This is a genomic window from Pedobacter mendelii, assembly GCF_014635725.1.
In the GTDB taxonomy this organism is placed as follows: domain Bacteria; phylum Bacteroidota; class Bacteroidia; order Sphingobacteriales; family Sphingobacteriaceae; genus Pedobacter; species Pedobacter mendelii.
In genome coordinates this window covers 252,344-272,780 of sequence record NZ_BMDJ01000004.1, presented here as the reverse complement: position 1 = coordinate 272,780, position 20,437 = coordinate 252,344, and the positions used below count along the sequence as shown (strand labels likewise).

The 20,437-nt window shown below is 32.9% G+C and carries 22 protein-coding genes; 9 read left to right on the top strand and 13 right to left on the bottom strand.

The features are described from left to right. Window positions 1–69: 69 nt before the first annotated feature. The 4 genes from IEV50_RS09285 to IEV50_RS09270 form a co-directional block, all read right to left on the bottom strand. A complete protein-coding gene (locus tag IEV50_RS09285; protein ID WP_188413377.1) occupies window positions 70–768 on the bottom strand; it encodes a CoA transferase subunit A in 699 nt (232 codons plus the stop codon). A 306-nt stretch (window positions 769–1,074) separates the two neighbouring features. Beyond that, window positions 1,075–2,163 (bottom strand): PQQ-dependent sugar dehydrogenase, encoded by a 1,089-nt coding sequence (locus IEV50_RS09280; RefSeq protein WP_188413375.1) that lies wholly within the window; start codon window positions 2,161–2,163, stop codon window positions 1,075–1,077. Between the two features lie 61 nt (window positions 2,164–2,224). Beyond that, entirely contained in the window at window positions 2,225–4,603 is a 2,379-nt protein-coding gene (locus IEV50_RS09275; RefSeq protein WP_188413373.1) for an endonuclease MutS2, read from the bottom strand. Between the two features lie 2 nt (window positions 4,604–4,605). After that, complete coding sequence (locus tag IEV50_RS09270; protein ID WP_188413371.1) at window positions 4,606–4,986, bottom strand: DUF4296 domain-containing protein; 381 nt, start codon at window positions 4,984–4,986, stop codon at window positions 4,606–4,608. Between the two features lie 69 nt (window positions 4,987–5,055). On the opposite strand from IEV50_RS09270, the gene IEV50_RS09265 reads away from it, so the two are divergent. The 4 genes from IEV50_RS09265 to IEV50_RS09250 all read left to right on the top strand — a co-directional run bounded on the left by IEV50_RS09265 (window position 5,056) and on the right by IEV50_RS09250 (window position 8,762). After that, complete coding sequence (locus IEV50_RS09265) at window positions 5,056–5,757, top strand: YggS family pyridoxal phosphate-dependent enzyme (protein ID WP_188413369.1); 702 nt, start codon at window positions 5,056–5,058, stop codon at window positions 5,755–5,757. Between the two features lie 5 nt (window positions 5,758–5,762). After that, window positions 5,763–6,233: a GNAT family N-acetyltransferase gene (locus IEV50_RS09260; RefSeq protein ID WP_188413367.1), complete on the top strand. Its 471-nt coding sequence runs from the start codon at window positions 5,763–5,765 to the stop codon at window positions 6,231–6,233. A gap of 3 nt (window positions 6,234–6,236) precedes the next feature. Then, window positions 6,237–7,502: an aspartate kinase gene (locus tag IEV50_RS09255; protein WP_188413365.1), complete on the top strand. Its 1,266-nt coding sequence runs from the start codon at window positions 6,237–6,239 to the stop codon at window positions 7,500–7,502. A 75-nt stretch (window positions 7,503–7,577) separates the two neighbouring features. Further along, a complete protein-coding gene (locus IEV50_RS09250; RefSeq protein ID WP_188413363.1) occupies window positions 7,578–8,762 on the top strand; it encodes a THUMP-like domain-containing protein in 1,185 nt (394 codons plus the stop codon). Window positions 8,763–8,818: 56 nt separating this feature from the next. Here IEV50_RS09250 and IEV50_RS09245 read toward each other — a convergent pair whose 3' ends face one another. From IEV50_RS09245 to IEV50_RS09230, 4 genes are all read right to left on the bottom strand, one after another. Next, window positions 8,819–9,016 (bottom strand): cold-shock protein, encoded by a 198-nt coding sequence (locus IEV50_RS09245; RefSeq protein WP_188413361.1) that lies wholly within the window; start codon window positions 9,014–9,016, stop codon window positions 8,819–8,821. 205 nt (window positions 9,017–9,221) lie between these two features. Further along, entirely contained in the window at window positions 9,222–9,857 is a 636-nt protein-coding gene (locus tag IEV50_RS09240) for a peroxiredoxin (protein ID WP_188413359.1), read from the bottom strand. 153 nt (window positions 9,858–10,010) lie between these two features. Then, window positions 10,011–11,105: a S1C family serine protease gene (locus tag IEV50_RS09235; RefSeq protein WP_188413357.1), complete on the bottom strand. Its 1,095-nt coding sequence runs from the start codon at window positions 11,103–11,105 to the stop codon at window positions 10,011–10,013. 1 nt (window position 11,106) lies between these two features. Continuing rightward, a complete protein-coding gene (locus IEV50_RS09230; RefSeq protein WP_188413355.1) occupies window positions 11,107–11,679 on the bottom strand; it encodes an RNA polymerase sigma factor in 573 nt (190 codons plus the stop codon). A 206-nt stretch (window positions 11,680–11,885) separates the two neighbouring features. Here IEV50_RS09230 and IEV50_RS09225 point away from each other — a divergent pair, with 206 nt between their 5' ends. The 5 genes from IEV50_RS09225 to IEV50_RS09205 all read left to right on the top strand — a co-directional run bounded on the left by IEV50_RS09225 (window position 11,886) and on the right by IEV50_RS09205 (window position 14,891). Continuing rightward, on the top strand, window positions 11,886–12,104 hold the full coding sequence (locus tag IEV50_RS09225; protein WP_188413353.1) for a hypothetical protein: 219 nt from the start codon (window positions 11,886–11,888) through the stop codon (window positions 12,102–12,104). Between the two features lie 125 nt (window positions 12,105–12,229). Continuing rightward, window positions 12,230–12,448, top strand: a complete 219-nt coding sequence (locus IEV50_RS09220; RefSeq protein ID WP_188413351.1) for a hypothetical protein — start codon at window positions 12,230–12,232, stop codon at window positions 12,446–12,448. Window positions 12,449–12,587: 139 nt separating this feature from the next. Further along, on the top strand, window positions 12,588–12,770 hold the full coding sequence (locus IEV50_RS09215) for a hypothetical protein (RefSeq protein WP_188413349.1): 183 nt from the start codon (window positions 12,588–12,590) through the stop codon (window positions 12,768–12,770). A gap of 135 nt (window positions 12,771–12,905) precedes the next feature. Next, window positions 12,906–14,252 carry an adenylosuccinate lyase gene (purB, locus tag IEV50_RS09210; protein WP_188413347.1) on the top strand — a complete coding sequence of 449 codons (1,347 nt, stop codon included), beginning with the start codon at window positions 12,906–12,908 and terminating at the stop codon, window positions 14,250–14,252. A gap of 87 nt (window positions 14,253–14,339) precedes the next feature. Continuing rightward, on the top strand, window positions 14,340–14,891 hold the full coding sequence (locus IEV50_RS09205; RefSeq protein ID WP_188413345.1) for a NifU family protein: 552 nt from the start codon (window positions 14,340–14,342) through the stop codon (window positions 14,889–14,891). A 128-nt stretch (window positions 14,892–15,019) separates the two neighbouring features. Here IEV50_RS09205 and IEV50_RS09200 read toward each other — a convergent pair whose 3' ends face one another. From IEV50_RS09200 to IEV50_RS09180, 5 genes are all read right to left on the bottom strand, one after another. Beyond that, window positions 15,020–15,811: an inositol monophosphatase family protein gene (locus tag IEV50_RS09200; protein ID WP_188413343.1), complete on the bottom strand. Its 792-nt coding sequence runs from the start codon at window positions 15,809–15,811 to the stop codon at window positions 15,020–15,022. Window positions 15,812–15,867: 56 nt separating this feature from the next. Beyond that, entirely contained in the window at window positions 15,868–17,022 is a 1,155-nt protein-coding gene (locus tag IEV50_RS09195; RefSeq protein ID WP_188413340.1) for a prolipoprotein diacylglyceryl transferase, read from the bottom strand. 138 nt (window positions 17,023–17,160) lie between these two features. Further along, complete coding sequence (gene mtaB / locus IEV50_RS09190) at window positions 17,161–18,480, bottom strand: tRNA (N(6)-L-threonylcarbamoyladenosine(37)-C(2))-methylthiotransferase MtaB (RefSeq protein ID WP_188413338.1); 1,320 nt, start codon at window positions 18,478–18,480, stop codon at window positions 17,161–17,163. A gap of 119 nt (window positions 18,481–18,599) precedes the next feature. Beyond that, window positions 18,600–19,166: a UbiX family flavin prenyltransferase gene (locus IEV50_RS09185; protein ID WP_188413333.1), complete on the bottom strand. Its 567-nt coding sequence runs from the start codon at window positions 19,164–19,166 to the stop codon at window positions 18,600–18,602. A 412-nt stretch (window positions 19,167–19,578) separates the two neighbouring features. Next, a complete protein-coding gene (locus IEV50_RS09180) occupies window positions 19,579–20,415 on the bottom strand; it encodes a hypothetical protein (protein WP_188413324.1) in 837 nt (278 codons plus the stop codon). Window positions 20,416–20,437: the final 22 nt, after the last annotated feature.

The window sequence follows — 20,437 nt, the reverse complement described above, 5'->3', positions numbered from 1 at the left end:
TATTGAGTGAATGAAGCTAATGACTAATGAACCAATCAACTAATGACCAATAAACCAATGACCAATAACCTATTTCTGTCTAACAGTTCGTTGTTCAATTCTTTTTTCATAATCCTTGCCTTGAAAAATGCGATGAACATAAATTCCGGGAGTGTGTATGTGGTCGGGATCCAACTCACCAGCTTCTACCAATTCCTCAACTTCAGCGATAGTAGTTTTGCCCGCCATTGCCATTACCGGATTGAAATTTCTACTCGTAGAACGAAAAATTAAATTACCTGCGGTGTCCCCTTTCCAGGCTTTTACCAACGCAAAATCAGCGTCAAAAGCATATTCCATCAGATAATCCTTCCCATCAAAATTTCTGATTTCCTTTCCTTCTGCAACTTCGGTACCCACACCAGCAGGTGTAAATATCGCAGGCATACCGTAACCAGCAGCTAAACATCTGGTTGCAAGTGTTCCTTGAGGTATTAAATCAACTTCAAGTTCGCCACTTAAAAGTTGTCTTTCAAATTCAGCATTTTCACCAACATAAGAAGATATCATTTTTTTAACCTGACGTTGCTTTAACATCAATCCTATTCCAAAATCATCTACACCAGCATTATTTGAGATACAAGTTAAATTACTGATTTTCTTCTCAACCAAAGCATTAATACAATTTTCGGGAATGCCACATAATCCGAATCCGCCAAGCATAATGGTAACGCCATCAGATATATCATGGATGGCTTCTTCAGCGCCTGATACAACTTTATTTATCATTTTATGAATATTTTGGTTAGGCCGCTAAAGTACAGAAAGCAGATAGCTTTTTAAAATATTTGATGCAGGATTTGAACATAACTTCAACACTCCTTTAAAGAATAATTAATTGGAATTAATCTAAATAACAATTACCTTTGCAACGTGATATTTAATGATAACGATGATTTAAGAATTCCAACAGACCCAGAATTTCAAAAAGGGATGGGTTTTATATTCAGCTGCACTGCCGAACACAAAAAATGCTGCGAAAAATATAAAAAAGGAAAACGATGTAAGAAATGTCCTGGTAAGGATAAAAAATAATTATTTATAAATTTCGATTATTTTATCATCGCTTCCGTTACTCGTACACACATAGATTTTTCCCTCTGGCGATACACAGACATCTCTCATTCTGCCATAAGTATTCACAAAGAAATCCCTCGTTCCATCAATTTTAGTTTGAGCATCATCTAATTTCAGCTGCATAAGCTTGGTGTTTTTCAACACTGCTAATAATAATGAATTTTTAAACTGAGGAATATAATCAGAATTGTAATAAGCCACTCCACTAGGCGCAATGGTTGGTGTCCAGGTAATTAATGGAACCGCAACATTATTAGTTGAGCAAAAACCCTGCTCTCCACTTTCGTTACATAAACCCTTAATATTAGGCCAGCCGTAATTTCTGTTTTTTTCAATGACATTGATTTCGTCATCCGAATCAGGTCCATGCTCCGAAGAGAAAATTTTATTACCCACCTGTACCAAACCTTGAGGATTCCGATGCCCGTATGACCAAAGCGGGTTGTTGGGATATGGATTATCTGATGGTACTGAACCATCTAAATTTAATCTTAGAATTTTACCCGAAGTAGAATTTATATTTTGTGGTGTATTGGTATCTGCGGCATCACCGGTTGAAATAAAAAGTTTCCCTCCACTAATCAATAAACGCGAACCGTTGTGTGTAGAAGACGCACCAATATTATCAATAATTGTTAATGGATTATTTAATATTCCTCCTGAATAAGTATAACGAACAATCTTCTCTTTATAGCTACTACCATAATTGTATGCAACAAAAACCCATGCATTTGTAGTAAAATCAGGGTTTAGAGCAATGCCAAGTAAACCACCTTCTCCATTTTCACGTACTTCCGATATGGTAAGTAATGGAACTATTTGTCCGGTGGCAGGATTTAGACGACTAATTTTACCACCTCTTTCAGTAAACCAAATAAAATTATCAGAGCCATAAACCATTCCCCATGGAAATCGTAAACCGGAAATAGCAACTCTATTTTTTAACTCAACATCGGGTAAATTTCCTGTATCACCATCATCGCTTTTATTTTTTTTGCAGCTTGTACACATCAGTAGCACAACCAAACAGGTAAAAATTGCTTTCATAATTATAGGGTTTAAATAACAACAAAAATAATTGCCTAGAGTTTTAATAATCAATGATTTATCAATTCAGATATACATAGGTTATACCATCGCCACCTCTATCTGCATGTTCATCTTCCATCCTATTTACCTGACTATATTTCTTTAAATATTCACGAATCATTTTTCTTAAAATGCCATCACCTTTTCCGTGAATTAATTTTATGGACGGAAAGCCAAGCATTATTGCCTTATCTAAATACTTTTCAACTTCAAAAAGCGCATCTTCAGTTCGCTTACCTCTCAAATCAAGTTCAGCTCTAAATCCTGAAACAGCTTCATTCATCCTACCGGCAAAAGAACCAGCACTACTTTGAATAACTTTTTTTGCCTCCTTGTTGCTGATTTTTTGAACACGATTCTTCTTCACGTTTGACCGCAAATCGCCCATAGCCAAAACCAGCTCGTTTCTATTAATTTCCATTACCTGAGCAGTAGTTTCGCTATCCGTAAATTTAACCCAATCGCCAACAGCAATTTCACCATCAACAACTATGAGTTGTGGTTTTGGTTTATCTTTAGGAATGGCATTTTTAACCAACTCTTTTTGCAAATTCTGCCTCAACTCCTTTGTTATAACCTTATCGGCTTGCTTTTCTTTAATTTCGGCAATTGTATTTTCAACAAGTTTGTTGGCATTTTTAATAATATTTTGTGCTTCCTGCTTTGCTTCTTTAATTAAAACTCTTCTATTTTCATCCAAAAAAGCCCTTAATTTTTCATTTTCAGCAACCAGGTTTTTGGCTTTATTTTGCTGATTTGCTAAACTAACCTTGGTATCATAAATGGTTTTCTTTTCCCGTTCCAAATCTACCAGCATGGTATCAACCCGGTTTTGATTGGAACCGGTTTTTTGTCGGGCGAGTTGAATAACTTCTTTCGGCAAACCTATATTTTGAGCAATTTCAAATGCATAAGAACTACCAGGTTTGCCCATCTCCAAAATATAAAGTGGTTTCATTTTGGAATTATCAAAAAGCATAGAAGCATTTTCCAAACCTTGGGTATTACCCGCAAATAGTTTTAAATTTGAATAATGTGTTGTAATTACACCACGTACTTTTTTATTGTTTAGCACTTCTAAAACAGCTTCAGCCATTGGTCCACCAAACTGAGGGTCGGTGCCTGTACCAAATTCATCAATTAGCACCATTGTTTTGGGCGAAGCGTGTTCTACAAAATAGCGCATCTTTTTTAAGTGAGCACTGTACGTACTTAAATCGCTTTCTATAGATTGATCATCACCAATATCAGCATAAATATTTTCAAAAATCCCAACTTCGCTATTGGCATCAACCGGGATTAATAAACCGGTTTGAAGCATTATCTGTAACAAACCAACAGTTTTCATGCATACAGACTTACCTCCTGCATTTGGCCCTGAAACTAAAACTACTCTTGTCGATTCATCTATATGAATGTTTAGTGGCGTTACCGTTTTCTTTTCAGCTGCGAATGATAAGGTTAATAAAGGATGCCTTGCGTTAATCAATTTTGTTTTAGGCTCCTTCAATAAACCGGGCATCTCCCCTTCTATTTCGATGGCAAATAATGCCTTTGCTCTAACAAAATCAAGTTTGGTTAAAAATCCATGATAGGATAATAGCAATGGCGAATAAGGTCGCAATTCATCAGTTAGTGCGATTAGAATCTTAATAATTTCTCTTCTTTTATCAAATTCTAAATCCCGGAGTTTATTATTGAGTGTAAAAACTTCTTCAGGTTCTATATAAACCGTTTGTCCGGATGCCGATTCATCATGAACAAAACCTTTCAGTTTCCGTTTATTTTCTGCCAAAACCGGGATACACATTCTTCCATCACGAATGGTTAAACTTCCATCTGCAACCCAATTATTAGCAACTGCTTGCTTATAAATAGAATCCATTCTCTTTCTAACATCTTGCTCGGCTTTGGCAATTGATGATGAAATTTCCTGTAATTCTTTGGATGCATTTGGTTTGATTTTACCTTTAACATCAATCACATTTTCTACCTTACGCAGAATATTTTTTTCAATAGGCAAATGTTCAAACAGAGCTTCTAAAGTTGGGTAGACTTCTGCCCTTTCTTCAAAAAACCGAAGAACAGAAAAAACAGTTTGCAACGAAGTATAAATCTGGAACCATTCATCTTCAAGTAAATAAGTACCTTCAACCCTAATTTTTTCTATCAAAGATTTAATATCAAAAAAGGTATTAATTTGTAAAGGTTCTTGGTTTTGGATAATACTTTTGAATTCGTTTGTTTGACGCAGAAATTTATCAATTTGGTCAAAACGATTCATCACCTGCATCTTTTGAACCATTGTTTGCCCCATCGAACTTAAACAATGCTTACTAATAAGCTGCCTGATTTCTATAAAGCCTAAACGCTCTAAACAATTTTCGGGATATAGCATATTTATTTAACGGCGGGAAGTACTTTTATTTTTGATTTTTTTAATGAGTCGGCTCTTTCCATAAATCTTTTTTGCTTCTCTAAAATTCGGGAAATATTTTTGTAAATTTTATCTAAATCAGCTGGATGTGAATAATAATAATTCATGCTTTGAGCATACTTTGCAGAATCAATTCCAAATTTTTTATAAATACCATTGTAATACGCAGCACTTACTTTCCTGGTAGAATCTGGCGTTGGAATAGTTGAAACATAACCATCAACAACATGTATATCGTATAAAATATTTTGCATTTTATCTGGCTCAATAATGTTTGCTGGTCTTTTGGGTTTACAAGCAAACAATATAATTCCTGCCGCTAAAACCCATATCAATCTTCTCATTTCAATTAAAATATTATTTTTTGCCCAAATTGCGGCAAGGTTGTTAATTTTACGCAAAAATAGTTATAAATGAGCATAGCTGATAATCTTAAACAATATAAAAGTGAGATAGAAACCGACAAGGTTAAACTTATTGCCGTCTCTAAAACACAAACAAATGAAGCAATTCTGGAAGCTTATAATGCAGGGCAAAGAGTTTTTGGCGAAAACCATGTACAAGAAATAGTTGATAAGCAATTGCAACTACCAAAGGATATTGAATGGCACCTTATTGGACATTTACAAACCAATAAAGTGAAATATATAGCTCCGTTTGTTAAGTTAATACACGGAGTTGATAGCCTTAAACTTCTGCAGGAAATTAATAAACAAGCTTTTAAGAACAAACGCATAATCGATTGTCTTTTACAGGTTTATATTGCTGATGAAGAAACAAAATTTGGTTTGGCTTTTGATGAAATAATAGAAATTCTGCGTTCTGAAGCATACACTGAGCTGAAAAACGTTCGTATTTTAGGTTTAATGGGTATTGCAACAAATACAAAAAACGAAAAACAAATTACTGTAGAATTTAACGAACTGAAAGTATTTTTTGAGGGACTTAAACTAAGCTTCTTCACCAAAGAAGATTATTTTAAAGAAATATCGACAGGAATGAGTGCAGACTATAAAATTGCCATAGATGAAGGTAGCACTATGGTAAGAATAGGCAGTGGAATTTTTGGTAAAAGAATAATTAAACACTTTAAAGCTGATGTTTCAGCCAATTAATTAAAATGACGAACTTAAATGTAAGAGACGCAGTTGCAGATGATTGTGTTCGACTATTAGAATTAATTAACGAATTAGCCGTTTACGAGCGTGCTCCCGAAGAAGTAACCGTCACATTAGAACATTTTATTGATGCCGGATTTGGCTCAAAACCAGTTTGGAGAGCTTTTGTTGCAGAAGTTGATAATATAATTGTTGGTTTTGCGCTATATTACACCCGTTATTCTACCTGGAAAGGATGCAGATTATATTTGGAGGATTTTATTGTAACTGAAGAATATAGAGGCAAAGGCATTGGTAAAATTCTTTTTGAAAAGGTAATCGAAACCACTAAAAACGGTAATTATAGCGGAATGGTTTGGCAAGTTTTAGATTGGAATGAACCGGCAATAAATTTTTATAATAAATATAAAGCTCAGCTAGAAGAGGGCTGGCTAAATGCTTCTTTTTCAAAAGAACAGATTAAAGAATTTTAATTTATGGATATTTTTAAATTCGGGGGTGCTTCTGTTAAAGATGTTGAAGGTGTAAAAAACCTGGCCAATATTGTTAGCGATTATAAGAAAGGTGAATTGCTAATTGTAGTATCTGCAATGGGCAAAATGACCAACAAACTCGAAGAACTTACACAAGCTTACTTACTGCATAGCGATACTGCCCATTCGATTTTTGATGAGGTAAAACATTTTCACTTTAATCTGATTGAAGAACTTTTTAAAGGAACCAATAATCCAGTTTACGATGATGTAGCCAATACATTTGTAGAAATAGACTGGCTATTGGAGGATGAGCCTGATAATGATCCAGATTATATTTACGACCAGATTGTATCAATCGGAGAAGTGGTTTCTACTAAAATTGTAGCTGCATGGTTAAATGAAACCAATATTAAAACACTTTGGATTGATGCAAGAAATTATATACAAACAGACAATACTTATCGTGAAGGTAAAGTTGATTGGGACAAAACCAATCAGCTAATCCAAAGAGATTTGGTTGGTCTTTTGCATCAAAATATTATCGTTACACAAGGCTTTATTGGTGGTACCAGCGAAAACTATACAACTACTTTGGGCAGAGAAGGCTCTGATTATTCGGCCGCCATTTTTGCTTCATGCTTAAATGCTACTGCTTTAACCATTTGGAAAGATGTACCAGGCGTGCTAAATGCCGACCCAAAATGGTTTGATGAAACAGAAAAGATTCCTCAACTATCTTATCACGATGCGATTGAGTTGACCTATTATGGTGCAACCGTTATTCATCCAAAAACCATAAAACCATTACAAAATAAAGGCATACCACTATTTGTACGTTCATTTTTACAGCCTGAAGCAAGCGGAACCGCAATTACAAAGGAGAGCAATCCCCTGCCTGTTCCTTCTTTTATATTCAAAATAAACCAGGCTTTAATTTCTATTTTCCCTAAAGATTATTCTTTTATTATCGAGGAAAATCTAAGTAACATTTTTGAACTTTTCCACCAGCACAAAATTAAGATTAACACAATGCTTAACTCTGCCATTAGTTTTTCTGTTAGTGTGGATGATAATGAAGAAAAAATTACAAAACTGATTGCTGCACTTTCCATTCAGTTTACTGTTAAATACAATAAAGGACTCGAATTGGTGACGATAAGGTATTACAACCAACAAACAATAGATCGAGTAGCTATAAATAAAGATATCTTGCTAGAAGTTAAAAGCAGACACACTTGCCAAATGGTTATGAAAAACAAAGTTTAATAAAAATGTTATTTGGTTAAAAACAATATGTCTATGTTTAACTAGAACTGTTTTGAACCGAAAAACAAATTAGAAATGAATAACAATATTTTAGATAAAGCCGTTCAGAATTACATCAATGCAAATTTAAATGCAGATGTAAATCAAATTGCTTTAGCTAAAAGCCCATTTAATAACGTTACTGCTGCTGAATTAGCAAACCAAATTAATGCAAAAAAGAAAGCTGAGAAGAAATTACCTTCTTGGTATGTCGCAGAAAATATTTATTACCCACAAGCACTTTCTATAGAGCAAACTTCATCAGAAATTACAGCCAAATATAAATCTAAGTTAGTTAAAGGAAAATCGCTGATTGACTTAACTGGAGGTTTTGGTGTAGATTCGTTTTATTTTGTGAAAAATATACATCATGTTGTTCATTGCGAAATTAATGCCGAACTATCAGCAGCTGCTGAACATAATGCTAATATTTTAGGTGCTAATAATATTGATTTCATTGCAGGTGATGGTTTAGAATTTATAAATACCTCAAACCAAACATTTGATACGATATACATAGATCCTGCCCGTAGAGCTGAAAAAGGCAAAGTATTTATGCTAAAAGATTGTACACCTGATGTCGTTTCCAATCTTAATCTATTACTTGCAAAATCACAAAGAGTAATTATTAAAACAGCTCCATTGTTGGATATTACGGCAGGACTATCAGAGCTAACAAACGTAAGCGAAATTCATATCATCAGTGTAAAAAATGAATGCAAAGAATTGCTTTGGGTTATCGATAAAGGCTACGACAAGGATATTAAAATTGTTGCCGTTACTATAAACGAGCAGGAAAAGGAATTCAGTTTTTCAAAATCACAATTGGCAGGACCTGTTAATTTCGCTGAAGACTTAAATTTAGAAAAATATCTATATGAGCCCGATGCAGCTTTATTAAAATCGGGTGCATTTAATTTAATCGCTACGCATTACAATTTAAAAAAGTTACAGCAACGAACTCAGTTATATATATCACAAACGATAAATAATAGTTTCCCAGGAAGGATATTTGAAATAGATGAAATTATTTCGGGTGGTGAATTAAAAACTAAAAAACTATTGAAGGGAAATATTATCGTAAGAAATTACCCAGCCAAAGCAGAAGATTTAATCAAGAAATACAAAATTAGCAGTAGCAATGATAAGTTTCTAATATTCACTAAAAACTATCAAAATCAGAATATCGTAATCAAGGCTTCAATAATTCAATATTATTAAAAAGGCTTTCCAAATTATGGAAAGCCTTTTCGCTTTTAGGGATGTATAATTTATGCTTAAACTTTCTTAACGTTTACAGCTTGTAAACCTTTTCTGCCTTCAGCTACTTCAAATTCTACCTGATCGTTTTCTTTTAAACTCTCAATTCCGCCTAAAACATCTTTAAAATGTACAAATAAATCTTTATTGTCTTCTTGAACAATAAATCCAAAGCCTTTTTGAGTGTTAAACCATTTAACTTTTCCTTTAGCCATAAAAAAATAAAAAATTGTATGAAAAATAAACCCTTATAGCTTTGTTTCTAATTTTCTACAACTAATTGAAATTTAAATTACTCAAAACAATCAGAATAAGCGTTAATATTGAAACAAAACTACCAAATATAATAATTTACATATATAATACAATCGATTTTAAGCCAAGTTATAATATAATTACCTTTTAAACTTGCCATAAATTTTATTTATTAGGCTGGGGTGTTGTACGCAGATATGGTTTGATAACTTTATGTCCTTTAGGAAATTTAGCAGGAATATCTTCTGTTTTAATGCTATTGATAACAATTACATCTTCCCCATCTTTCCAGTCGGCCGGTGTTGCAACACTGTAATTGGCAGTTAATTGAAGCGAATCAATCACCCTTAAAACTTCATTAAAATTTCTTCCTGTAGATGCAGGATATGTTATAATCAGTTTCACTTTTTTATCAGGACTGATAACAAATAACGATCTTACTGTTAATGTTTCTGATGCATTGGGATGAATCATATCGTACAGATTTGCAACTGTTTTATCAGAATCAGCAATTATTGGAAATTCAACTGATGTATTTTGAGTTTCATTTATATCATTAATCCAGCCATTATGTGATTCAGCAGTATCTACACTTATGGCTAAAACTTTAACATTACGTTTTTCAAACTCACCTTTTAATGCCGCGGTGCGACCTAACTCTGTTGTACAAACAGGTGTGTAATCTGCAGGATGGGAAAATAGAACACCCCAGTTATCACCTAAATAATCGTAAAAATCAATATCACCAATTGAAGTATTTGCCTGGAAGTTTGGTGCTGTATCGCCTAATCTTATGCTCATAATATTATTTTTTTAAGTTGATTCTAACAAATCTAACAAATAGTATACTAAATACATAGACATAATATTATTTTTAGATATAAATAATAAATAAAAAAAACCTTGAAGGTTTTTACCAACAAGGCTTTAAGCATATCAATTTGTTTGGGTAAATTAATTATAAACTTTAATCATAAACACGTAATCCTGCAATTTTTGAATTTGCTTAGCACGCTTCATTCCTGATAAAATACTTTTTTTATCTACAGTAAGCTTTCTTCCTAAAGAATCTTGGGGAATTGCTCGCATTGCTTCTAAAATATATTTAGATTTTATTGCAAATGAAGCACCTTCTGCAGAAGTTTCTTTTCCACTTATAATGCCAACCAGGTTACCATTATTATCTAACAATGGCCCGCCACTGTTTCCAGGGTTTAAAGGAATTGCAACCTGATATTGCGTTGTATCGCCAATAAAACCACTTTTAGAACTTACATAACCTTCTCCTAACACTGCATCATCTTTTGGGTAACCCCAAGTATAAACATTTTCTCCAACGCCTGTACTGTTCTTTTTAATTGTATAAGGCAATGCTGCTAAATTTTTGAAATGCTTATCATCTATTTTTAAAATCGCAATATCGTATTCAGAATCTCTATGAACAACTTTCACTTTAAAAGATTCACCTTCGCTATTTTGAATATATACAGAATCAGCATCTTTTATTACATGAAGATTTGTAGCAATATATCCATTAGTAGATACTGCAAAACCAGTTCCACCAAAATTACCTGGATTAGATTGCTTATTTGTAGGTAAATTATCACTGCTAATTTTTCTAATCAAATTATTCTGAGTTTTCACAGCATTTGTTACATTCTTACTTAATTGCACAAATTTATCAGCTTGCTGGCTATTGTGTTGAATAGAATAAATAGAGACAAAAGATAAAGCTATAAATGAGGCTGCGACCGCAATAGCAGATTTATGTCTACGCCACAACTGAACGATACGTGAAGGATGAGGACCCAGTTGAGATGATAAAGTTTCTACATCAATTTCACTATGAAAAATATCTAATTGCTCTTTTAAACGCAATTGCTGAGCATATTCTTCCATTGTATGAAGAAATACTTTATGCGATACAACCTTATGATCTACTGTGGCGTCATTAAGACGTAACTGCTCAAAGGCTTCAGTTTCCTGAGAATTGAGTTTACCCAGAAGATAATCTTCAATAATTGCATCCAAATCTAAATCGTTTCTCATCTCAATTAATAGTGTTAAAAAATATCTTCTTTAATCGCTGCAGGCATTTATACTTCTGTGTTTTTGCATTATCTGTATTGGTATAACCAAACTTATCGCAAATATCCTGCATGGATAAATTATTTATGTAAAAGTCCTGAATAATGGTTTTGCAAGGCTCTCCTAAATTTTCAAGCGCAGATTGCATTTTAACAAAAGCTGCGTCTTTTTCTTCGTGATGCTCTACATCTTCATCAACAATAAACACATCTTCATAATCGGTTATATTGCCAGTCTTTTTACTATTCTGTGCTAATTTTTTTAACCAAATACGACGGCAAACTGAATAAATATATGTTTTGAGTTTGCTGCTAAGTTCAAAATCTCCTTCTTTAACTTTATTGTATAAAATAATAATAGCTTCCTGATAAACATCTTTTGCGTCATCTTCGTTGCCATTATTATTCAGGATAAATTGCAATATCATTGCAAAATGAGCCTTGTATAATTTATTAAGTGTATCACCAGAGTTATTTAGAATACCTAAAATTACCTCTCTATCTGTTGGAACTGAACTCTTTAAACCGTTATTCACCAATTAATACTTTTTTCTGTAAATAGTAACCCAATATTAGATAAAAAAAATATTTATAGCTACTAACTGTAGATTAATACTATCCACATTAAAACAGTAACCCAAACGGTAAAAAAAAATATTTTTATTTTTTTTAAAATTGTCGGGTTACCTTTTTACCTTTGCAGCATTAAGAGTAAATAATTAAAACTTAAAAAAAATTCGACATGAAAAATGCATTCAAATTAGGCTTTTTAGCTTTAGCTTTATCTTTATCAGTTGCAGCTTGTAATTCAGAAAAAAAAGCTGATGGTGCTGATACTACAATGACTGATTCTTCTACTATGGTTACTGATACTACTACTGTAGATACTATGGTTAAAGATTCAACAGTAAAAGATACTTCAGTTAAAGTTACTACTGAAAAAACAGAGGTAAAAAACTAATTTAATTTTACTTATATAAAAAGGCCTTGAAATATTTTTCAAGGCCTTTTTGTTTTTTTGGGTTACCTTTTTAATATTGAGGTATTAAGAGATAATTAATAAATAAAACAAAAAAAATCTCGAAAATGAAAAATGCATTCAAATTAGGCTTTTTAGCTTTAGCTTTATCTTTATCAGTTGCAGCTTGTAACTCAGAAAAAAAAGAAGGCGGAGCTGATACAACTTTAACTGATTCTTCTACCATCGTTACAGATACTACTTCCGTAGACACTATGGTTAAAGATTCTACAGTTAAAGACACAACAGTTAAAGCTACAACTGAAAAAACTGAAGTAAAACACTAATTTTTTGCTTTAATTTATAAAAAAGAGTTTAGATTTCTGTCTAAACTCTTTTTTTTTACAAAAAAAGGTTACCTTTTCAAAATTATTGTATTAATTTATAATTAATTAATTGAAAACCAACCAACAAAAACAAAACAAAATGAAAAATGCATTCAAATTAGGCTTTTTAGCTTTAGCTTTATCTCTATCAGTAGTTGCTTGCTCAGAAAAAAAAGCTGAGAGTACTGATTCTACAACCGTTGATTCTTCTGTTGTTGATACTACTGTAAAAGATACTATGGCTAAAGACACTATGATGACGGACACGACTAAAAAAATGTAGTCTAACTTTACTCTTAATGGAAAAGGCATTGATTAATTTCAATGCCTTTTTTTATTGACCATAATTGTTTATTAAAGAATTAACCTCAAAATCCATCAATTGTAGTAAATTTGCGCCAAAATTATATTCCAAATAATGAATTTAACAACACTACAAGCTATTTCACCCATTGATGGTCGTTATAGAAAAACAACCGAAGGTTTAGCTGCTTACTTTTCAGAAGAGGCATTAATTAAATACCGTGTTTTTGTAGAAATAGAATACTTCATCGCTCTTTGTGAAATCAACTTACCAGGATTAGAAAACTTTGACAAAAATTTTTATACTGAACTAAGAAAAATTTATGAGAATTTTTCAGAGACTGATGCACTTGAAATCAAAGAAACCGAAAAGGTAACAAATCATGATGTAAAAGCCGTAGAATATTTCATCAAAAGTAAATTCGATAAGCTATCATTACAAGATTATAAAGAATTTATTCACTTTGGATTAACATCTCAAGACATCAATAATACTGCAATACCTTATTCTATAAAGTTAGCACTTAATGAAAGTTATTACCCGGTAATTACATCATTAATAGATAAAATTAATGCTTTAGCTGTCGAATGGAAACACATCCCAATGTTGGCATTTACCCACGGTCAGCCTGCTTCTCCAACAAAATTAGGCAAAGAATTTCTGGTTTTCGCAGAAAGAATTAGTATTCAGCTTGAAGTTTTAAAGGTAATTCCTAATAGTGCAAAATTTGGTGGTGCAACTGGAAATTTCAATGCACATCATATTGCATATCCTAAAGTGAATTGGATAGATTTTTCTAACAGTTTTGTAAATGAAACTTTAGGCTTAACCAGAGCCCAACATACTACACAAATTGAACACTATGATCAATTTGCTGCCCAATGTGATGCTTTAAAGCGCATTAACAATATCATCATCGATTTAGATAGAGATATCTGGACATATATTTCTAAAAATTACTTTAAACAAAAAATTAAGGCAGGAGAAATCGGTTCATCGGCAATGCCACACAAAGTTAACCCGATTGACTTTGAGAATGCAGAAGGAAATGCTGGAATTGCAAATGCCCTATTTGAATTTTTTGCAGCTAAATTGCCAATTTCCAGATTGCAGCGAGATTTAACCGATTCTACGGTTTTAAGAAATGTTGGTGTCCCTTTAGCGCATACTTTAATTGCTATAAATTCTACTTTACGAGGTTTGAATAAAATTATTTTAAATGAGCAAGCTTTAAATGCAGACCTAGATGATAACTGGGCTGTGGTTGCAGAAGCAATTCAAACCGTATTAAGAAGAGAGAACTATCCGAACCCTTATGAAGCTTTAAAGGAGTTGACTAGAACTAACTCGAAAATTAATGCCGTAAGTATTGCTGAATTTATTGAAGGCTTAAATGTTTCTGAATCTGTTAAAGTTCAACTGCGAACAATTACACCGTTTAACTATACCGGCGTTTTCTAGTAGAATTAAATTGACGCTAAACAGACAGCGTATAAAAGCTTTATTAAACAGTATTTGTTAATTTTGTTTATTCTAATTGATTAAGACATGACCATTAACGTATATACAGAACAAACTCCTAACCCTGCCACCATGAAATTTATGGTGAATAAGTTATTAATTAACGGAAGTGAAGACTTTGCTACAAAAGAAAGTGCAGAACATTCTCCATTTGCTAAAGAGTTGTTTAAATTCAATTTTGTTACTGGTGTATTTTTCGCGAGTAATTTTGTAACTGTTACTAAAACAGAAGATGCTGAGTGGGCTGATATTGAAGCTATTTTGAAAGAATTTGTTAAGGGTGCAGTAGAATCTGAATTAAAAATTAAAGAAGCAACTGCGGAAGAAGCGCCGGCTTTTGAAGGTTCTGAAACTGAAATTAAAATTCAACAAATTTTGCACGATTATGTTCGTCCTGCTGTAGAGCAAGATGGTGGAGCAATTACCTATAAATCTTTCGATGAAGGCATTGTAACTGTTGAGCTGCGTGGTTCTTGCAGTGGCTGCCCATCTTCTACAATTACATTAAAATCTGGTATTCAAAACTTATTACAAAGAATGGTTCCTGAAGTTACTGAAGTAGTTTCAGAAGCACTTTAATTGCATATTTTTCAGAGTCTTTAATAAGAATGGCTCGCTGATTTAGCGAGCCATTCTTATTAAAGATATTTTCTTTGTTGCGCAGTTATTTCTCCGCTGATTTCGGAGATTAACGCAGATAAAATGCCCTAACTAAAATGCCTTTTAATTGCTTCAAGCATTTCGCCAGTTAGCTTGCCATTGGTAGCTAAAATTTCTCTTTTAGCAAAATACTCATTCCCGCCAGAAAAATCAAAAACTTCTCCACCTGCTTGCTGAACAATATAACAGCCTGCTGCAAAATCCCATTGCTGTAAATTATATTCAAAAAAAGCATCGAAACGACCACAAGCAGTATAAACTAAATCAATTGCTGCTGCCCCAATTCGTCGAACTCCATGGCTTTTTTGCATCATTTCTTCCAACAATTTCAAATATTGGGTCTGCTTATCAAACTTATAGTATGGAAAACCTGTAGCCAATAAGCTTGATTTAAGATCAGGATTTACAGATACATGGATTTCCTTCTTGTTCAGAAATGCGCATCCACCCTGATAAGAATAAAACATTTCACCTCTATTCAATTCGTAAACTACGCCTAAAACAGGTAATTCATCTTCATAAAGTGCAACGCTTATACCATAAGTAGGAATACCATGAATAAAATTAGTGGTACCATCTAAAGGATCGATAATCCATTTATATGTTTTACCTTCCCTATTTATTGTTTTTTCCTCGGTGATAAAACCGGCATCCGGGATTAATTTTTCTAAATTTTGAACCAGTTTTTTTTCTGCAGTTTTATCCACATAAGAAACCATATCGTTCAAGCCTTTATATTCAATTTTATTCGCATCGAATTGCATAGCTTCTTTACGGATGAAATTCCCTGTAAGCTTTACAATCGAAATAACTTTAGTACATAGTAATTCGTAGTTCATAGTGTTTTAACAGCTAATAAGTTCGGTTATTGATATAAAATAAAAATTGAGATAATTTAAGCCAATTTATTCTTATTCCTTAAGGCATAAATACATAGTGCGATGCCACCTACAATCAGAAAGGTAGAAATCATTTCGGCTTGAGTAAATGGCGGCAAGCCAAAAACATGATATTTAGAATTTACACGAATCAATTCGATGCAGAAACGCTCTATCCCATTTAAAATCATATAAATACCGAACATTAATCCTGGGGCCTTAATTTTATCTCTAATGCTCCATAAAAAAGCGAATAAAATTAAACACACTATTACTTCGTAAATTGGGGTGGGATAAACACCTTGAGCTAATTCATTACAGAATTTACCAGAAGTACAACCCGGAATCGGAATACCTTCACCAACTACATTGTTAGGGTATTTATAAGACCAAAGCCAATCGGGCAACCAAGAAAATGGTTTAGGATTTGAATTTACGATCCCCCAATCACCGTCGCCAGATAAATGACAACCAATGCGGCCAACTGCGTAAGCCAGCATCATACCTGGGCCACCAACATCAAGCATGTGCAATGGTTTTATACCATTTCTTTTTGCTATAACGAGAACAGCCGCACCTCCGCAAATTAATCCACCATAAAAAGTCAAACCACTAAATGAAAGCAATCTCTCTACCGGATGTTGAACAAAATCGTCCCAATATTCTAAGTTATCGAAAAACTTCGCCCCTAAAAATCCCCAAACTGCAGCCCAAACAATTAAATTGCTCATTAATTGATATGGATGAACAGTAACTGTTGCTTCTTGCGGCTTTGCTAATTTATGTTTGTCTTTTTCTTTATAGTCCCAATAAGCAAATAATGCTGCTAAAAGTAAACCACCAATAATGTTTCCTTTTGTAGACATTAATATGCTTTGTGCATCGCTTACAAAAAGTTTATAATTTAGAAGTGCATAAATTAATTTATAACCGATAATAAAACCGAAAAGACCGTTTAAGAATAATTCGGAGGTTGTTGCAGGCTGACCAACTGTTATCGTTTTTTTAAAAGGATGAAGAATACCTAAAGCTTCCTTGCGCTTTAACTCTTGTGTAAAAGCCCAGTAACCCGCTACAAAGGCAATTGCTACAAAAACGCCGAAAGTGTTGAAAGGAAGTGGTAAATTAATACCAAAAAGGTATTCTAAAAAATGCGAAACGGTAGGAAACATACAAATATTTTGATGCGAAGATAGTAAAGAAAGCTTGAAGCTGAAAGACTAAAAGGTATAAGCCAGAGTTAAGGTAAAAGCTGAAAGACTCAAGCTAAATGACAAATTTTGATGTTCGATAATTTCTATATGCTATTATTAATGAGCATAAGTGGTTTCCAGTTCAGCAACTTCAACCTCACCTTCAGCCGTCATCTCTAAAAGCTTTACTGCTTTAAGTTCATTAACCATTACTGGATCGTATTTAGCACGTACCTTAACATAGTTTTTAGTAAAACCATGCATGTAACCCATTTTTTGATCAGATTCAAAAAGCACTTCACCTTCCGTGCCAATTTGAGATTGGTAAAAAGCTCTTCGTTTTTTATCAGATAAAATATGAAGCATTTTGCTGCGTTCATTTCTTTCGCTACCGGCAACAACACCTTTCATTTCTGCAGCCGCTGTTAGTTCTCTTTCTGAATAAGTAAATACATGCAAATAAGAAATATCAAGTTGATTTAAAAATTGATATGTATCCAAGAAATCTTCTTTTGTTTCTCCGGGAAAACCAACAATAACATCCACACCGATACAGCAATTTGGCATTACTTCCTTTATTTTCGCAACCCTTTCTACATATAATTCTCTACGATAACGGCGGCGCATTAATCCTAAAATCTTATCAGAACCTGATTGTAGAGGAATATGAAAATGTGGAACGAAACGTTTTGAGGTTGATACAAATGCAATAATTTCGTTGCTAAGTAAATTTGGTTCGATTGATGAAATACGAATTCTTTCTATTCCTTCAACTTCATCTAAAGCTTTAACTAAATCAAAAAACTTATCTTCGCGTTCTCCGTTACGTATTCCAAAATCACCTAGATTCACACCAGTTAAAACGATTTCTTTTACACCGCTTTCGGCAATCATTTTAGCACGATTAACAACGTTTTCAATGGTATCGCTACGGCTTGCACCACGAGCCAATGGAATTGTACAATAAGTACAAGGATAATCGCAACCATCTTGAACTTTTAAAAATGTGCGAGTCCTATCACCTATTGAATAAGATGCAATGAAATTATGATTTACCTTTTCTATACTTTGCTGATGAACAATTGCTTTAGGATTTTTAGTTAAATCAGAAATATATTCAACTATTCTAAACTTTTCTGCAGCACCTAAAACCATATCAACACCTTCTATTTCGGCAATTTCCTGTGGTTTTAATTGCGCATAACAACCTACAATTGTAATATATGCATTTGGAGAGTGCTTTAAAGCTTCCTTAACAACTTTCCGACATTTTTTATCGGCGTGATCTGTTACCGAGCAAGTATTAATAACATAAACATCAGCTGCATCCTGAAATTCGACTACAGCATAACCGGCATCGGTAAATAACCTACCAATTGTTGATGTTTCAGAGAAATTTAATTTACAACCTAATGTGTAAAATGCGACCTTTTTCATTTAGCACGCAAAGATAGCAAAATTAGCTTTCAGTTGGCAATTTTCAGTTCCCACTCAGTTGGTGGTTTGTCAATTTTTAGTTAACTGCAAATTACAGACTGAAAACCGTAATTGATAACTTACTTTTCTTGCCATCGATAACTTTCTTGCTCAAAACCTGCCAAATCCAAAACGCGGCTAATAACTGTCCCAGCAACTTCTTCTATCGATTTTGGTAAGCTATAAAATGAAGGATTCGCGGGGCAAATGATTCCACCAGCCTCGGTAATTGCCTTCATATTATTTATATGAATCAGACTGAAAGGTGTGTCTCTAACCACAGCAATCAACTTTCTGCGTTCTTTTAAAACTACATCTGCAGCCCTAGATATTAAGTCATTAGATATACCATGCGCTATTCTTCCTAAAGTACCCATTGAACAAGGAATAATTATCATTGTATCATATTTTGCAGAACCTGAAGCAAATGGTGCATTGAAATCATTTTTATTATAAAAAGTAAAATTGTAATCATTATAATTTTGATTTCCTAATTCGAACTGCCAGACTTCTTTGGCATTATCACTCATTACAATACCAACGGCTTCTATTTGATTTTCAAGTTTCATTAACTGATCAAGAATAACCTTTGCATAAACTGATCCGCTTGCACCAGTTATGGCGATAATTACTTTTTTTCTATTCATTATAAAAGCAAATTAGGGGTTTAAAAATAGACGAATCAAAAAAGGGCCGAATACAAGTATTCGACCCTACATCTACCTATGAAAAACATACCCTCGAAAGGGTAAGAACAAATATATATATATTTTTAAAAAAAGATAATTGTTAAGTGTTAAATCATTAAAAATACACGTTTATTTTTATTGACATTACTCAAAATATTGATTAGCAATAAATTAAAATAGTGAATACTTTAAATTTTTTCTAATAAATGATGGATAACTACACTAAGCTTACTAAATAATACTATGTAATAATACTTTACATTGTATTATTATATAGATTAAGTATAAACTTAAAGAGAGTTTAGCTTATTATTATTTTCTTTTGAAGCAAAAGCACAGTGTTTTTTATATGTTCTTTAAAATTAAACAACTATTTTTTTTTGGTTTTAGCAATTAACCACGCAGCAATATCATTCATTGCTTTATCGTTCTCGTACTCCTTCGGAAGTCTACCATTAACATACTCATTGTAAAGCCAAGGGTCGCCTACCGCTAAAACTATACCTTTGCCGTATTTTGAAGAAACAAGTACATTAGCCCCATTTTTATCTTTCAAAATAGCTTTGCCTGGTTTTTCAATAGAAATTGAACAAGCATCCTTTAAAAAAACTTTTTTTGACGTTTTGAATAAGAATTTAGCTGACGCTGTACTTAAACCACCATTAGCAAAGTGCTCATCGTCAACTACATGAAGAGTTATATCTCTATTAAATTTAAATCCAAATTTTGAGCCCAATATATTTAAATGATGTAAATCTGTATTTGCACTATCATTGGCCATAATAAAAAGTACACCTCCTTTATAAACCCAATTAGCGATTTCTTTTGCATCATTATCGTTAATATAATTCGGTTTAGGATTATCTTTTAAATTATCAGGATCAACAATGATGTAAACGTTTGTCTCTTTTAAATTTATAGCAGTTGGAGCTTCATCTAACCTTTTTAAATTTTTAGCACCGTTTACTTTAAAAGCTTCACCAAATTTAGAAAATCCTGAACTTTCAATATCATCCCATGTGTAGTGAAACCTTACTAAATTTCCTGATTTATCCTTTTTTGACTCCTGATTAAAGTATCCGTCAACAGTTACGGTTTGCGCTTTAGTAAAGAATGGGGCAATTAATATTACCGAAAATAAAAAAAAATTCATTTTTAAAAAAATGTTTACCAGGCTAGATTTATTCATCAGATAATTTTCAATCAAATATATTTTAAAATATTTTAGA

Excerpts from the sequence above, each read along its gene's own strand:
- IEV50_RS09285 (WP_188413377.1), bottom strand. The coding sequence starts at position 768 with ATGATAAATAAAGTTGTATCAGGCGCTGAAGAAGCCATCCATGATATA.
- IEV50_RS09280 (WP_188413375.1), bottom strand. The coding sequence starts at position 2,163 with ATGAAAGCAATTTTTACCTGTTTGGTTGTGCTACTGATGTGTACAAGC.
- IEV50_RS09275 (WP_188413373.1), bottom strand. The coding sequence starts at position 4,603 with ATGCTATATCCCGAAAATTGTTTAGAGCGTTTAGGCTTTATAGAAATC.
- IEV50_RS09270 (WP_188413371.1), bottom strand. The coding sequence starts at position 4,986 with ATGAGAAGATTGATATGGGTTTTAGCGGCAGGAATTATATTGTTTGCT.
- IEV50_RS09265 (WP_188413369.1), top strand. The coding sequence starts at position 5,056 with ATGAGCATAGCTGATAATCTTAAACAATATAAAAGTGAGATAGAAACC.
- IEV50_RS09260 (WP_188413367.1), top strand. The coding sequence starts at position 5,763 with ATGACGAACTTAAATGTAAGAGACGCAGTTGCAGATGATTGTGTTCGA.
- IEV50_RS09255 (WP_188413365.1), top strand. The coding sequence starts at position 6,237 with ATGGATATTTTTAAATTCGGGGGTGCTTCTGTTAAAGATGTTGAAGGT.
- IEV50_RS09250 (WP_188413363.1), top strand. The coding sequence starts at position 7,578 with ATGAATAACAATATTTTAGATAAAGCCGTTCAGAATTACATCAATGCA.
- IEV50_RS09245 (WP_188413361.1), bottom strand. The coding sequence starts at position 9,016 with ATGGCTAAAGGAAAAGTTAAATGGTTTAACACTCAAAAAGGCTTTGGA.
- IEV50_RS09240 (WP_188413359.1), bottom strand. The coding sequence starts at position 9,857 with ATGAGCATAAGATTAGGCGATACAGCACCAAACTTCCAGGCAAATACT.
- IEV50_RS09235 (WP_188413357.1), bottom strand. The coding sequence starts at position 11,105 with ATGAGAAACGATTTAGATTTGGATGCAATTATTGAAGATTATCTTCTG.
- IEV50_RS09225 (WP_188413353.1), top strand. The coding sequence starts at position 11,886 with ATGAAAAATGCATTCAAATTAGGCTTTTTAGCTTTAGCTTTATCTTTA.
- IEV50_RS09220 (WP_188413351.1), top strand. The coding sequence starts at position 12,230 with ATGAAAAATGCATTCAAATTAGGCTTTTTAGCTTTAGCTTTATCTTTA.
- IEV50_RS09215 (WP_188413349.1), top strand. The coding sequence starts at position 12,588 with ATGAAAAATGCATTCAAATTAGGCTTTTTAGCTTTAGCTTTATCTCTA.
- purB (WP_188413347.1), top strand. The coding sequence starts at position 12,906 with ATGAATTTAACAACACTACAAGCTATTTCACCCATTGATGGTCGTTAT.
- IEV50_RS09205 (WP_188413345.1), top strand. The coding sequence starts at position 14,340 with ATGACCATTAACGTATATACAGAACAAACTCCTAACCCTGCCACCATG.
- IEV50_RS09200 (WP_188413343.1), bottom strand. The coding sequence starts at position 15,811 with ATGAACTACGAATTACTATGTACTAAAGTTATTTCGATTGTAAAGCTT.
- IEV50_RS09195 (WP_188413340.1), bottom strand. The coding sequence starts at position 17,022 with ATGTTTCCTACCGTTTCGCATTTTTTAGAATACCTTTTTGGTATTAAT.
- mtaB (WP_188413338.1), bottom strand. The coding sequence starts at position 18,480 with ATGAAAAAGGTCGCATTTTACACATTAGGTTGTAAATTAAATTTCTCT.
- IEV50_RS09185 (WP_188413333.1), bottom strand. The coding sequence starts at position 19,166 with ATGAATAGAAAAAAAGTAATTATCGCCATAACTGGTGCAAGCGGATCA.